This is a genomic window from Kitasatospora sp. NPDC092948 (assembly GCF_044754805.1).
GTDB lineage: Bacteria > Actinomycetota > Actinomycetes > Streptomycetales > Streptomycetaceae > Kitasatospora.
The window spans coordinates 509773-524411 of the sequence record NZ_JBIVPU010000003.1 but is presented as its reverse complement, the minus strand read 5'-3'; the positions used below and the strand labels follow the sequence as shown (position 1 = coordinate 524411).

The following is a 14639-nucleotide window of genomic DNA, read 5'->3' as shown; positions in this document are numbered from 1 at the left end:
CTTCGGGACGCGCGCTCACGGGCGGAAGTTCTCCGCGAGGTCGCCCCACAGGTAGGCGGAGGTCTCGACGCCCTTGCGGAGCAGGTCGAGTTCCACCTTCTCGTTGATCGAGTGCCAGCCGTCCGACGGCACCGAGATGCCGAGGAACAGCACCGGCGCGCCCAGCACGTCCTGCAGGTCGGCGGCCGGGCCGGAACCCCCCTCGCGGGTGAACAGGATCTTCTGCTCGAAGGCCCGGCCCATCGCCCGGACGGTGGACTGCAGGGCGGGGTGGTCCAGCGGCGTCAGGCACGGGCGGGTCGCTCCGGGGAAGACGATCTCGTACCGGATGCCCGCCGGGATCTGCGCGGAAACCCAGGCGGCGACGGCCTCCCGGACCTTCTCCACCTCCTGCCCGGCGACCAGCCGGAAGGACAGCTTGAGGTGCGCCTCGGCGGGGACGATGGTCTTGCCGCCGGGGCCGGTGTAGCCGCCCCAGATGCCGTTGACCTCGGCGGTCGGCCGGGCCCAGACCCGCTCCAGGGTGGTGTAGCCGGCCTCGCCCAGGGTGCCGGACGACTTGGCGACCTTCAGCCACTGCGCCTCGTCGAAGGGCAGTTCGGCGAACAGCGCCCGTTCCTGGTCGGTGAGTTCGACGATGCCCTCGTAGAAGCCGGGCACCGCGACCCTGCGGTCCGCGTCGTGCAGGCCGGCGGCGAGCGCGGCGGCCACGTCGGCCGGGTTGGGGACGGCGCCGCCGAACGAGCCGGAGTGGATGTCGCTGTCCGGGCCGTACAGGTCGATCTGGCAGTCCGCCAGGCCGCGCATGCCGGTGCACACGGTCGGGGTGGTCTCGGACCACATGCCGGTGTCGGAGATGATCACGACGTCGGAGGCGAGCCGCTCGGCCTCGCGGCGCACCAGGGCGGCGAAGTTCGGCGAGCCGGACTCCTCCTCGCCCTCGATCAGCAGCTTGAGGTTGACGGCCGGCGCGGTGCGGCCGGTGGCGGCGAGGTGGGCGCGCACGCCGAGGGTGTGGAAGAACACCTGGCCCTTGTCGTCGGCGGCGCCGCGCGCGTACAGCCGGCGGCCGATCACGGTGGGGGTGAACGGCTCGGTGTCCCAGCCGTCCTCCTTGGCGGCGGGCTGCACGTCGTGGTGGCCGTAGACCAGCACGGTCGGTGCGCCCTCGTCGCCGGACGGCCACTCGGCGAACACCGCGGGCAGCCCGTCCGTCTCCCACACCTCGGCGACCGGGAACCCGGTCGCGCGCAGCTTCTCGGCCAGCCACTCGGCGGAGCGGCGGACCTCTCCGGCCCGGCCGGGGTCGGCGGAGACGGAGGGGATGCGCAGCCAGTCGGCGAGGTCGGCCAGGAAGGCGTCCTCGTGCTGGTCGATGAAGGAGCGGACGGCGCTGTCCGGGGTTTTCGTCATACGGACGACTTTAGTTCGCCCGGGTGGGTCCGTGCCCACGGCCTCCCCCGGCCGTGAGCACGGTCACCCTCCCCCTGCCGGGTCTCAGGCGACCCGGCGGCTCAGCGCGATCTTCGAGCGGGTGAGCAGCGCCGCGAGCAGCACCGCCAGCACCGGCAGGCCGACCACCATGGCCGCCAGTTCGCCCCACGGGATCGCGATCACCGCCTTGGGGACCTCCGCGCCGGGCATCGCCCCCTGCGCCTGGTCCTGCGCCTCGAAGATCCGCAGCGCGATGGACGGGACGGCGCCGCAGAACAGGCCGAGCACCGCGCCCATCGCGGCGATCACGCCGCACTGGAAGCCGGACAGCCGGCGCCGGATGCCGCCGCTCGCGCCGACCGCGGCCAGCGTGGCGAGGTCCTGCTGGGAGTCCGCCGCGGCCAGGCCGGTGGCGATGCCGGCCGCGCCGAGCGCCACCAGGGCGGCGAACGCGGTCAGGCCGATGGTGATCAGGCCGGTGGTCGGCCGGAAGCCGCGCTCGACCCGCAGGCTCGCACTGTCGTCGAGCTTCGAGAGCGAGCCGTTCGCCTTCTGGTACGCCTTGTCGGACGGCTCCGTGGCGGGCAGCCAGAGCGAACCGGCCTCCCGGGTGCCCAGACCGGCCTTCTCGATGGTCTGCCGGGTCATCAGGGTGGTGCCGAACGCCGTCGGGGAGTTCACCTCGACCGCGTCCACCAGCACGTGGTGCTCGGCCGGCCGGTAGTCGGGGTCGGCGGTCATCTTCTTCGGGTCGAAGGCGTCGGTGGCCAGCAGCTCGACCTTGCCGTTCTCCACGTAGTCGGGCCGGAACACCAGCGCCTTGCCGGCGGCGAGGGCCTGTTCGGCGGCCTGGTCGTGCGTCCCGAACAGGGTGTGCAGCAGGGCGGCGTCGCCGACCACGGTCTCGCCGAACAGGCTGCTCTGCTGCACCCGCCGGTCCTGGTTCTTGCACCGGGGGTCGTTGTGCAGGCGCTCGTACTCCTGGGGGGTGCGGGCCCCGTCGGCCGGGCAGCGCTTGGCCTCCGGCAGCACGGTCTGGACCCAGCCGCAGGGCGCGCCGGGCTTGCAGGCGCCGGCCGGCGTCGCGTCCCACACGTCGGCGCGCTCGCCGAGGCCGGGCATGTTGGCCTCGACCACCTCGCGCATCATCGGCAGCCGGCTCTGGTCGGCGGTCGGGCCCCAGCCGGCGAACAGCGCGACGGTGTTGGCGGGTGCCGTCGGCGTGTACTCGCGGCGCTGCTGCTCGACGCCGCTGGTGGTGTAGATGCCCACGGCGACCGCGCCGGCCACGGCGGCCATCACGGCGGCCACCGCCGGGGCGGTGCGGCCGCGGTGGCGCACCGAGTCGCGCAGCGCCAGGCGCGGGCTGAGCGGCAGGTGGCGGCCGAGCCGGCCGAACAGGCCGATCAGCATCGGGGTGCACAGCAGCATGCCGAGTTCGGCGATCACCGAGCCGCCGAGCAGGCCGTAGACCACGGCCGTGCCGGTGGTCGCGCAGGCCAGGGCCAGGGCGGCGCCGCCGCCGATCATGATCAGGCCGAGCACGGCGACGATCCGGCTGGCGGGCTTGGTGCCGCCGCGTCCGGTGAGCGCCGCCACCACGTCCTGCCGGGCGGCCTGGACGGCGGGCACCACGGCCGCGAGCAGGCCGGTGATCAGACCGACCGCGGCGATGGCCAGCAGGTCGAGCGGCTTCAGGTCGAAGTGGCCGAAGCGGCGGCCGGCGAACTGTTCGGCGCTGTCGCGGAACACCGCGACCAGTGCGATCGCGAGCACCAGGCCGACCACGGCGCCGGTCACGCCCAGCACCGCTCCGCCGCCGAGCACCACGGCGCGCACGTGCCCCCGGTCGCCGCCGCCGGCGGCGAGCAGGCCGAGCTGGCGACGCGAGCGGCGGGCGCCGACCGCGAAGGCCGGGCCGGCCAGCAGCACGATCTCCAGCAGGGCCATGCCGACCACGGTGGCGAGGATCGCGATGGTCACCTTGTTGAGCCCCGGCCCGTACTGCGACTGCTGGTACATCGGTACCTCGGAGCGCGCGGGCGGGTGCAGGAAGACCGCCTTGGAGGCGACCGTGAAGCCGTACTTGTTGAGATCCAGCACCTTCGGCCAGTCCAGCGCGGCGCCGGCGGGCAGTCGGACCAGCCAGGCGTCGCGCGCCCACGGGCTGGTGGTCGCCCGGTCCGGGTCGGCCTCCGCCAGCGGCGCGGTGACGCTGCCGGGGCGGGCGAACAGCTCGGTGCGCTTGAGCTGGGAGGGGATCTCGACGACGGCCGTGATGGTGAACGGCTTGGCCTCCAGGCCGCGGAGCGCGGTGGCGTCGCCGAGCCGCAGTCCGGACTGGTTCAGGAACTCCTGGGTGGCGGCGATCTCGTTCGGCTTGGCCGGGGCGGTGCCCCGGACCACGTTCTTCATGCCGCGCCACACGGGGTCGGTCAGGTCGGTCTCGGAGACCTCCACCGACATCCGGCCCTCTTTGGTGGTGGTCGTGGTGCGCGTGCTGTCGGGCATCGCCACCAGCGTGCTGCCGGCCGGCAGCAGTTGCTTGATCAGGTCGGCGGGCTCGGTGTCCGCGCTGCGCTTCTCCTCGGCGGTCTTCGCCGGCGGCGCTCCGTCGGGGCCGCCGGGCGCGCCGGTCTGGCTCATCTCGTCGGGGTCGGGCGCCTGCATGACGAGGGTGCCGCGCGACTGCATCGCGATCAGGGCGTCGGCGGCGCCCATCGACCGGGCGACCTTCTCGTTCGGTTCGAGCTGGGCGCTGCGGGCGACCACGTCGACACCGGCCACGCCGAGGATGGGCAGGGCGATCATCGCCACCACCAGGGCGCTGCGGCCCTTGGCGCGCATCGCGTCGCGGCGGGCGATGCGCAGGGCCGCCCGCCAGGCGGTCAGCCTCACTGGTCCTCGCCCTTCAGCGCGTTGGCGGCGGCGGTGACCAGCAGGGCGCCGGCGTCCTGCCGGGCGGTCTCGTCGACCAGTCGGCCGTCGCGCAGGAACACCACCCGGTCCGCCCAGGCGGCGTGCCGGGCCTCGTGGGTGACCATCATGGCGGCGGCGCCGGCGTCGCAGCGGGCGCGCAGCACGGCGAGCACGGATTCGCCGGTGGTGGAGTCGAGGGCGCCGGTGGGCTCGTCGGCGAGCACCAGGCGGCGGTCGCCGATCAGGGCGCGGGCGATGGCGACGCGCTGCTGCTGGCCGCCCGACATGTCGTCGGGGAAGCGGTCGGCGAGTTCGGCGATGCCGAGCTCCTCCAGGGCGGCGAGCGCCTCCTTGCGGGCGGCGCGGGCGGATATGCCGTCGAGTTCGCGGGGCAGCGCGATGTTCTCGGCGGCGGTGAGCGCCGGGATCAGGTTGTAGTCCTGGAAGACGTAGCCGACGGAGCGGCGGCGGACCGCGGCGAGCTTCTTGCGGTCGAGGCCGCCGAGCACCGTCCCCTCGACCAGCACCTGGCCGTCGCTCGGGCTGTCGAGGCCGCCGGCCAGGGTCAGCAGGGTGGACTTGCCGGAGCCGGAGGGGCCCATCACGGCCACCAGTTCGCCCGGGTACACCTTCAGGTCGACGGCGCGCAGCGCGTGCACCTCGGCCGCACCGTGGCCGTGCACCCGGCTGACCCGGTCCAGGTGCAGTACCGGCTGAGCCGGCTTGAGTTGTTCGGTCATCGCTCCCCCAGGAGTTTCAGAGGCGGCCGCGAGCGCGGCTCTTGACGGTGCGGCGCGCGGGCGGCGCGGCGGCGGGTTCGGCCGTGGCAGCGGCCTGCCGCTCGGCGTGCTGGCCGAGCCGGGATTCGCAGTGGTCCAGCCAGCGGATCTCCGCCTCGGTCTGGAAGATCAACTGCTCCAGCACCAGCAGCCAGGCCAGGTCTCCGCCGGAGCCGGTGTCGGCGGCCAGCGCCCGGCCCTTGAGCCGGGTGTAGTCCTGCAGTGCCTTCATGCTGTGCCGGCGCTGGCCCTGGACGACGGCGGCGACGTCCACTCCGGGAATGGTCACCGCCATCGCCAGCTTGATCGCCAGCTCGTCGCGCGGCGGGTTGGTGCGCGGCACCGGGGTGTCGAACCAGCGGCGCAGTTCCGTGCGTCCTTCGTCGGTGACGGCGTAGAACTGGTGGCCCTCGTCGTCCTCGCCCGCGGACTCGACCAGGCCGTCGCGCTCCAGTCGGCCCAGGGTGGTGTAGACCTGGCCGACGTTGAGCGGCCAGGTCGCCCCGGTGCGGGCCTCGAACTCGGATCGCAGCTGGTAGCCGTAGCGCGGGCCCTGGTCGAGCAGGGCGAGCAGGCCGTGACGGATCGACATACCGAGTATGTATACCCGGTATGGCCGGGTGTCTCAAGCCGCCACCGGCCCGAACCGGAACCCGTTCGCCCGCCTCTCCCGTCACCCCCACCCGGTACGGTCGGCTGCGTGACCACTCTGCGGATCGCCACGTACAACCTGCTGCACGGCCAGCCGCTCGCCCCCGACGGCAGCCCCGCGCCCTACCCGGTCGAGCCGGGCGCCCCGCTGGCCGACGCCGTCGCCTCGCTGGACGCCGACGTGCTCGCCCTCCAGGAGGTCGACCGCGGCCAGCGGCGCTCCGGCCGCACCGACCAGGCGGCGGTCGCCGCCAAGGCGATGGGCGCCGCCGACTGGCGCTTCGCCGCGGCCCTGCACGGCACGCCCGCCCCGTCGGCCGGCTGGGTCACCGACCCGGCCGTCCAGGGCCTGCAGGTGTACGGGCCGACCGACCTGGCCGACGACGCCGACCGACCCGCGTACGGCACGGCGCTGCTGACCCGGCTGCCGGTGCTGCACTGGCGGGCCCGCCGGTTCGCCCCCGCCCCGTTCGGGCTGCCGCTGCGGGTGGCCGGGCGGCGCGGGCTGACCGCGGTGCCGGACGAGCCGCGGGCCGCGCTGGCGGCGGTGCTGGCCGGGCCGGCCGGGGAGTTCACCGCGGTCGCCGCGCACCTGTCGTTCGTGCCGGGCTGGAACGTCGCGCAGCTGGCCGCGATCCGGCGCTGGATCGCCGACCTGCCGCAGCCGTACCTGGTGCTCGGCGACTTCAACCTGATCGGCGCGGTGCCGCGTACCGTGCTCGGCTCGGCGCACGCGATCCAGCGCACCGCGGCCCGCGACCGGGTCCGCACCGCCCGCCGCACCCGCCTGCAGGGCTGGTACGACCTGGCCCGCACCCCCACCTACCCGTCGCACCGGCCGACCGTGCAGTTCGACCACATCCTGGGCATCGGAGTGCCGCGCAGCACGGTCGGCTCGGTGTCGGCGCCGCGCACCGGGGTGTCCGACCACCGGCCGCTGGTGGTGGAGATCGACGTCTGACGACCCGCTAGAGCGTGCGCCCGACCGGGGCCCCGGCCTGCTGCTGGGCGGGCAGCACCACCGGGTCGAACTGGAGCATCAGCATGGCCGCGTCGTCGCCGAGCTTGTGCCCCACGTGCCGGACCACGTCGTCGTGCAGGCGGTGCAGGACCTCGACGGGGCCGCTGTCGGCGAGCAGCGGCAGCCGGTCGGTGAGCGGGTAGAAGGCGCCGCGGTGGTCGCGGGCCTCGATGACGCCGTCGGTGTACAGCAGGATCCGGTCGCCGGGTTCGGTGGTGAGCCGCTGCAGCGGCGGGCAGACGTCGACGGGGTCGAGCACCCCGAGCGGCGGGACGGTCTCGTCGGCGGTCAGCAGCCGGGGCGCGTCCTCGCCGCGGAGCAGGACGGGCGCGGGGTGGCCGCAGTTGGCGATCTCCAGGGCGCCGTCGGGGCGGACCCCGAGCAGCACCAGGGTGACGAACTCCTCCTCCACGCCGGGGTGGTCGTTCTCGTGCAGGGCGCGGTCCAGGCTGACGGCGAGCCAGCCCGCCACCCGGTCCAGCGCGGGTTCCTGGTGGGCGGCCTCGCGGAACGCGCCGAGCACGGCGGCGGCGGTCTCCACCGCGGCCAGGCCCTTGCCGCGGACGTCGCCCATCACGGCGCGCACCCCGTGCCGGGTGTTGACCACCTCGTACAGGTCGCCGCCGATCGAGGCGTGCGCGGCGGCGGCGGCGTAGCGGACCGCGGCGCGCACCGGCCCGACCCGTTCGGGCACCGGGCGCAGCAGCACCCGGCGGGCGATCTCGGCGACCAACTGGGCTTCGGCGAGGGCGAGTTCCTGGCGCAGTCGGAGGGTGGCGCTGAGGTGGCCGATGCCGGCGATCAGCACGATCGCGGCGACGGTGGCGGTGTGCACGGACTGGCCGAGCACCTCGTTGTACCAGGCCATGCCGAAGGCGCACACTTCGGCGAGCGCGCCGGTCAGCAGCGGGTACCAGGTCCGCCGGGAGACCACGGCGGCGAGGGCGGGGACGGCGGTCAGTGCGGGTTCGACGGTGACCTGGCTGTTCGTCAGCAGGTCGAGGGAGACGATCAGTGCCATGCCGATCAGCGGCAGGGCGTGCGAGGTCTTGGGCCATGTGCCGGTGACGGTGTTGGGTACCGGCCCTGGGGTGGGGCCGTGGAGGACGTCCCTGATCCATCCGGTCGCGCTCAACGTCGGTCTCTCCAGCGGAAGGTGCGGGTGCTGCTCGGCACCTGCGGGTCTGACGGGAGGTCAGGGGGTCGGGGCCCTGACGGCGGCCGGAGTACGGGAGGATGACCGGTTACCGACCCCACAATAGGCACGAAACGTGCAGGGCGCACAGGTTTCGCTTGATCTCGTGACGAGTTGAATGCTCTGAGTGACTCTTTTCTACCTATTCCCGATCAGAAGATCGCTCAACTCTTTTCGGCCGGGAAGTCCTGACGGTGTTTCGATCCGGCCGCTGCGCACGTAGCAGAACGAGGCCGTGACCTGCTCCACCGGAACGCCCGCCTGCTCGGCCCAGGCGAGGCGGTAGACGGCGAGCTGGAGCGGGTCGCCGCTGTCCTCCCGGCCGGTCTTCCAGTCCACCACCTCGTAGCGCGGTGACCCTGCGCCACCGTCCGCGTCCCGGTAGACCGCATCGATCCGGCCGCGCACCACCCGTCCCGCCAGCACCAGTTGGAACGGCGACTCGACCCGGTACGGGGTGCGGCCGGCGTACGGGCCGCGCAGGAACGCCTCCTTGAGCCGCTCCAGGTCGCGCTCGTCCTCGATCTCCTCGACGTCCAGGCCGGGCAGCGCGTCCGGGCCGAGCAGCAGCGGCTGGTCGAAGCGGGCCTGCACCCAGGCGTGGAAGCGGGTGCCGCGGCGGGCGGCGGGCGCGGGCGGACGGGGCATCGGGCGGGCGAGTTCGCGGGCGAAGCCGTCCGGGTCGGCGGCCAGCCGCATCAGCTCGGTGGCGGACAGCGAGGCCGGCAGCTCGACCTCCCGGACGGTGCGCCGGGAGCGCTCCAACTCGCCGAGCAGCGCGGTCAGGTCGCGGTCCCAGGAGGCCACCAGCCGCTGGTCCTCGACCCCCATCGCCTCCGGCTCGGCGGCGGGCGCGCCGGCCAGCCGGCGGCGGACCACGTCCGCGACCCGGCGGCGGGCGTGCTGCGCGGACGGGTCGAGCGGCAGCGGCCAGGGGGTCTCCACGGACACGTCGAACGCCGGATTCTGCGCGTCGTCCGCGGGCGCCTCGGCCCAGCGCTCGACCTCGCCGTTGCCGGGCCGCTCGGCGTGCGCGCGCAGCTTCAGCAGGAACTCCGACGGCCCGCGCCGGCGCTTCTGCGAGGGCCCCCACCAGTGTCCGGAGGCCAGCAGCAGCGACCGCGGGCGGGTGAACGCGACGTAGCCGAGCCGCAGCTCCTCCACCTCGGCGTGGTGCGCCATCTCCTTCTTGAACAGGCCCATGCCCTTGGCGTTCCACGCCGGGTCGGCGGGCAGCGTGGCGGCGTCGCCGCGCAGCGCGTGCGGCAGCACCTTGCGGGTGGAGGTCCAGCGCTCCCGGCCCTGCCCGGACGGGAAGGCGCCCTTGACCAGGCCGGGGACGGCGACCACGTCCCACTCCAGGCCCTTGGACTTGTGCGCGGTGAGCACCTTGACGGTGTCCTCGCCGCCGGGCAGCCCGGCGTCCAGGCCGCGCTCGTACTCCTGGGCGGCCCGCAGGAAGGCCAGGAAGGCGGCCAGGCCCGGGTCGCCGTCCAGGTCGGCGAAGGACGCGGCGATGTCCAGGAAGGAGTGCAGGGTCTCCCGGCGGCGGGCGGCCAGCGCCAGCGGGGAGGCGGAGAGTTCGACCTCCAGGCCGGTGACGGTCAGCACCCGGTGCAGCACGTCCATCAGCGGCTCGGCCAGCGCCCGGCGCAGGTCGCGGATCTCCCGCGCGAAGCGGGCGAAACGCACCCGGGCCTCCGGGGAGAACGGCAGCTCGTCGGGCTGCTCGGCGTCCACGAAGGTCTCCAGCGCGTCGGCCAGCGAGACCACCTCGGTGGGGTCGGTCTCGGCGACGGCGGCGGCCAGCGCGTCCTGGTCGCCGACCCGGGCGGTGCGCACCAGGTCGGCGGCGCGGCGGCCGAGCAGCGCCAGGTCGCGCGGGCCGATCCGCCAGCGCGGGCCGATCAGCAGGCGCACCAGGGCGGCGTTCGCGGTCGGGTCCTGGAGCACCTCGCAGACCGCCACCAGATCGGCGACCTCCGGCAGTTGCAGCAGCCCGCCGAGGCCGACCACCTCGACCGGGACGCTCCGCGCCACCAGCGCGGCGTGGATGTCCGGGAAGGCGGTGCCGGCCCGGCAGAGCACGGCGATCCGGCCGGGCGCGGTGCCGGTGCGCACCAGGTGGGCGATCGAGTCGGCCAGCCAGTCCACCTCCTCGGCGTGGGTGGGCAGCAGCGCGGCCCGCACGAACCCGTCGAGTTCGGCGCCGGGCGCGGGCCGCAGCGCCTCCACGCCCTCGTGCATCTCCCGCAGCGGGGCGGCGAGTTCGTTGGCGAAGGCGAGCAGCCGGCCGCCGCTGCGGCGGTTCTCGCTGAGCGCGAAGCGGTGCGCCGGGCTGCCGTCGGCCTGCGGGAAGTGCTGCGGGAAGTCGTCCAGGTTGGCGACCGAGGCGCCGCGCCAGCCGTAGATCGCCTGGCAGGGGTCGCCGACGGCCGTCACCGGGTGCCCGGCGGCGTCGGAGCCGCCGAACAGGCCGGCCAGCATCAGGCGCTGGGCGACCGAGGTGTCCTGGTACTCGTCGAGCAGCACCACCCGGTACTGCTCGCGCAGCAGCCGGCCGACCTCGGGGCGCTGCTGGGCGAGCCGGGCGGAGGCGGCGATCTGGTCGCCGAAGTCGAGCAGGCCGAGCTTCTGCTTGCGGGCCCGGTAGTCCTCGACCAGGTGCAGCAGTTCCTGCCGGCCGCGGGCGGCCTTCGGGACGGCCCGCAGGTCGTCGTTGGAGAGTCTCACCGCGGCCAGTTCGTCGAGCAGCTCGGCGTCCCAGTCCCGCAACCGCGCCGGTTCGACCAGGTGTTCGGCAAGTTCGGAGTCGAGCGCGATCAGTTCGGCGACCAGCGCGGAGAACGTGCCGGTGAGCGCCGGGTAGGGGCCGCGGGCCTGCCGCAGCACCCGGGCGGCGAGCTGGAATCGGGTGGCGTCGGCGAGCAGCCGGACGTCCGGTTCGATGCCCAGGCGCAGACCGTGCTCCTTGAGCAGGGTGCCCGCGAAGGCGTGGTAGGTGGAGATCTGCGGGTCGCCGAGCGCGTCGTCCTCGCGCACCCCGGCCCGCACCAGCGAGGCGCGGACACGCTCGGCGAGCTCCCCCGCGGCCTTGTTGGTGAACGTCAGGCCGAGCACCTGTTCGGGCCGGACCGCGCCGGAGCCGACCAGCCAGACCACCCGGGCGGCCATCACGGTGGTCTTGCCGGAGCCCGCGCCGGCCACGATCACGCCGGGGGCCATGGGCGCGCCGATCGCTGCCAACTGCTCGGCGTTGAACGGGATGCCGAGGAGTTCGCGGAGCTGGGCCGGGTGTTCGAGCTGCTCAGTCGACGACATGCCGGCCGTCCCGCTGCACGGAGCAGCTGCCGCGGAACGCGCAGCGGCCGCAGCGCTCGCCCGCGGTGGGGGTGAACCGCTCGGCGAGCACCCGGCCGGCGGTGTCGGCCAGCAGGTTCTCGATCCACGGGTCGCCGGGCGGCAGCTGCTGCTGCACCTTCGGGGCCTCCGGGTCGCCCTTGGCGGGCTCCCGCAGGTGGACGAGCTCGGCGCCGCCGACGGTGGCGCCCTGTTCGAAGCCGGGCAGGCCGTCGAGCGCGCCGCCGCGCACCGCCAGCTGGTAGACGGCGAGCTGGCGGTGCTCGGGCAGCGACTTGTCGGTGGGGATCTGCTTGCCGGTCTTGAAGTCGACCACGTAGGCGCGGCCCACGGCGTCGGCCTCGACCCGGTCCATCGAGCCGCGGATGCGCACCGCGACGCCGCCGACGTCCAGGGTGAGGTCGAAGCCGTGCTCGGTGGCGACGGTGGTGCGGTCGCGTTCCAGCACGTGCCAGCGCAGGAAGCGCTCCAGGGCGGCGCGGGCCTCGGTCTTCTCCTGCTGGGACTTCCACGGCGCGTCGAACGCCAGGGCGTCCCACACGGTGTCCAGGCGCTCCATCAGCACGGCCAGGTCGGCGGGGGTGCGGCCGGAGCCGACCTCGTCGGCGAGGGCGTGCACCACGTTGCCGAAGCCCTGGGCGGCGGAGGCGCTCTGCCCCGCCTTCACGTCCTTCTCCAGGAACCACTGCAGCGAACAGGACTCCAGCTGCTCCAGGCCGCTGCCGGACAGCCGCACCGGCAGCCCGGGCTCGCGCAGCGGCTCCGGCGCGGCGGTGGCGTCCACCAGGCCCCACCACTGGTCGGGATGGGCGGCCGGGACCAGCGGGCGGCCCTCCTCGTCGAGCGCGGCGGCCAGCGTGGCGAGGCGTTCGGCGGCGGCCCGGCGCAGCTGCGGGGAGCGGGCCGGGTCGACGGTGACCGCCCTCAGCTCGGCGACCAGCGCGGACACCGCGAGCGGGCGGCGCGGGCGGGCGGTGACGTCGGCCACCTTCACCTGCGGGACGCGCTCCAGCACCCGGCCGGTGCGCGGGTCGACGGTCTCCCGGTACAGCTCGCGCAGGAACCGGGAGGGCTCGTCGCCGTCCTCGGCGGGAGCCTTGACGGCGGTGACCACCAGGCGTTCCTCGGCGCGGGTCGCGGCGACGTAGAACAGCCGGCGCTCCTCGGCGAGCAGCGCGGCGGGCGACAGCGGCTCCGCCAGGCCGTCGCGGCCGATCCGGTCGGCCTCCAGCAGCGAGCCGCGGCGGCGCAGGTCCGGCCAGAGGCCCTCCTGGACGCCGGTGACCACGACGAGGCGCCACTCCAGGCCCTTGGAGCGGTGCGCGGTCATCAGCCGGACCGCGTCGGGGCGGTGGGCCCGCACGCGCAGGGTGTCGGCGGCGATGTCCTGGGCCTCGACCTCGGCGAGCAGGTCGAGCGCGCCGCGGTGGCCGGAGACCCGCTCCTCGGCGCGGGCCGCGGTCTCGAACAGGGCGCACAGCGCGTCCAGGTCGCGGTCGGCGTTGCGGCCCACCGCGCCGCCGCGCAGCGCGGCCCGCTCCAGCCGTTCGCGCCAGCGCCGGGAGCCGTCCCACAGCTCCCACAGCGCGTCCTCGCCGGACGCGCCGCCCGCGAGCAGTTCGCGGACCTTGCGCAGCAGCACGCCGAACTCGTAGGCGCGCCGGGCGTACGGGGCGTCCAGCAGGGCGAGCAGTTCGGGCTGCTCCAGCGCCTCGCGGACCAGCTCCTCGGCGGGGCGGACCACGCCCGCGACGCCGTCCTCGGCCAGCGCCCGGCGTTCCTCCTCGCGCAGGGTGCGGCCGAGCCGGCGCAGGTCGGAGCCGTCCAGCGCGGCGAGCGGGCCGGTGAGCAGGGTGTGCGCGAGGTCGGCGGTGAGCGCGCCCTCGCCCTCGGCGCACACCCGCAGGGCCAGCAGCAGCGGGGTGACGGCGGGCTCCTCGCGCAGCGGCAGGTCGTCGCCGTCGATCTCCAGCGGCACGCCGGCGGCGGCCAGCGCGCGGCGCACGCCCGGTATCGACCGGGAGCCGGCCCGCACCAGCACCGCCATCTCGCCCCAGGGGACGCCGTCCTCCAGGTGGGCGCGGCGCAGCAGGTCGGCGACCGAGTCGAGCTCGGCGCCGGGCGTCGGGTAGGTGTACACCTCGACGGCGCCGCCCTCCCGGGAGGGCAGCAGGGCGCGGTGCGCGGCGAGCTTGTCGGCGGGCAGCCGGCCCATCGGCATCCGGCGGGCGAGTTCCCGGGACGCGGCCAGCAGCACCGCGCCGGAGCGCCGGGACACCCGCAGCACCTTGACCTCGGCGGGCCGGCCGTCGGCCTGCCGGAAGGCGTCGGGGAACTCCAGGATGCCGTTCACGTCGGCGCCGCGGAACGCGTAGATCGACTGGTCGGGGTCGCCGACCGCGACCAGGTCCCGGCCGCCGCCGGCCAGCCGCTGGAGCAGCCGCACCTGGGCCGGGTCGGTGTCCTGGTACTCGTCGACGAACACCACGTCGTAGCGGCCGCGCAGCTGCCCGGCGACGTCCTCGCGTTCGGCGAGCAGCACCGCGCGGTGCACGAGCTCGGCGTAGTCGAGGACGCCGCGCAGGTCGAGCACGTCCAGGTACTCGGCGAGGAAGTGCGCGGCGGCGGCCCAGTCGGGGCGCCGGACGCCCTCCGCGAAGCGCAGCAGCTCCTGCTCGCCGAGGCCGAGCTCTCGGCTGCGGGCGAGCACCGCGCGGACCTCGTCGGCGAAGCCGCGGGTGGTCAGGCAGGCCCGCAGGTCGAGCGGCCAGCGGATGGTGGCGGTGCCGGCCTTCGCGTCCTCGGCGCCGCCGGCGAGCAGCTCGCGGACCATCACGTCCTGCTCGGGGCCGGACAGCAGCCGCAGCGGCTCGGCGTACTCCTCGGGCGGCTGGTGGGCGCGCAGCAGGGCGTAGCAGAACGAGTGGAAGGTGGTGGCCTGCGGGACGGTGGCGCCGATCCGGGCGGTCATCCGGTCGCGCAGTTCCATCGCGGCCCTGCGGCTGAAGGTGAGCACCAGCACACGGTCGGGCGCGGTGCCCTCGGCGATCCGCCGGGCGACCGCCTCGACCAGCGTGGTGGTCTTGCCGGTGCCGGGCCCGGCGAGCACCAGCAGCGGCCCCGACGCGTGCTCGACCACCGCCTGCTGGAAGGCGTCCAGCACGGGCGGGTCGGGCTGCGCGAGGGGGCTGCGCACCAGGCGGAACGGTGAGGTCACTGCGGTCCAGGGTCGTACGGCGGTTCAGTGGCGGGCTGAGCGGCGAAAGGAGCCGTCCGGAAA

General features: G+C 75.0%; 8 protein-coding genes. 1 reads left to right on the top strand and 7 read right to left on the bottom strand.

Annotated elements, in window-relative coordinates; genetic code table 11:
• Positions 1–15: 15 nt before the first annotated feature.
• From ACIQF6_RS11890 to ACIQF6_RS11875, 4 genes are all read right to left on the bottom strand, one after another.
• Positions 16–1413, bottom strand: coding sequence for a dipeptidase (locus tag ACIQF6_RS11890; protein WP_400893299.1), 1398 nt, complete (start codon positions 1411–1413; stop codon positions 16–18).
• Positions 1414–1497: 84 nt separating this feature from the next.
• Positions 1498–4332 carry an FtsX-like permease family protein gene (locus ACIQF6_RS11885; protein ID WP_400893297.1) on the bottom strand — a complete coding sequence of 945 codons (2835 nt, stop codon included), beginning with the start codon at positions 4330–4332 and terminating at the stop codon, positions 1498–1500.
• Positions 4329–5093 (bottom strand): ABC transporter ATP-binding protein, encoded by a 765-nt coding sequence (locus ACIQF6_RS11880; protein ID WP_400893295.1) that lies wholly within the window; start codon positions 5091–5093, stop codon positions 4329–4331. The genes ACIQF6_RS11885 and ACIQF6_RS11880 overlap by 4 nt, the downstream gene beginning before the upstream one ends.
• Positions 5094–5109: 16 nt before the next feature.
• Positions 5110–5724, bottom strand: a complete 615-nt coding sequence (locus ACIQF6_RS11875; protein WP_400893292.1) for a PadR family transcriptional regulator — start codon at positions 5722–5724, stop codon at positions 5110–5112.
• Between the two features lie 108 nt (positions 5725–5832).
• Here ACIQF6_RS11875 and ACIQF6_RS11870 point away from each other — a divergent pair, with 108 nt between their 5' ends.
• On the top strand, positions 5833–6744 hold the full coding sequence (locus ACIQF6_RS11870; RefSeq protein ID WP_400893290.1) for an endonuclease/exonuclease/phosphatase family protein: 912 nt from the start codon (positions 5833–5835) through the stop codon (positions 6742–6744).
• A gap of 7 nt (positions 6745–6751) precedes the next feature.
• Here ACIQF6_RS11870 and ACIQF6_RS11865 read toward each other — a convergent pair whose 3' ends face one another.
• From ACIQF6_RS11865 to ACIQF6_RS11855, 3 genes are all read right to left on the bottom strand, one after another.
• A complete protein-coding gene (locus tag ACIQF6_RS11865; RefSeq protein ID WP_400893287.1) occupies positions 6752–7939 on the bottom strand; it encodes a PP2C family protein-serine/threonine phosphatase in 1188 nt (395 codons plus the stop codon).
• A 198-nt stretch (positions 7940–8137) separates the two neighbouring features.
• Entirely contained in the window at positions 8138–11320 is a 3183-nt protein-coding gene (locus ACIQF6_RS11860) for a UvrD-helicase domain-containing protein (RefSeq protein WP_400893284.1), read from the bottom strand.
• On the bottom strand, positions 11307–14576 hold the full coding sequence (locus tag ACIQF6_RS11855; protein ID WP_400893281.1) for an ATP-dependent helicase: 3270 nt from the start codon (positions 14574–14576) through the stop codon (positions 11307–11309). Before ACIQF6_RS11855 ends, ACIQF6_RS11860 begins: the two co-directional genes overlap by 14 nt.
• Between the last annotated feature and the right edge of the window lie 63 nt (positions 14577–14639).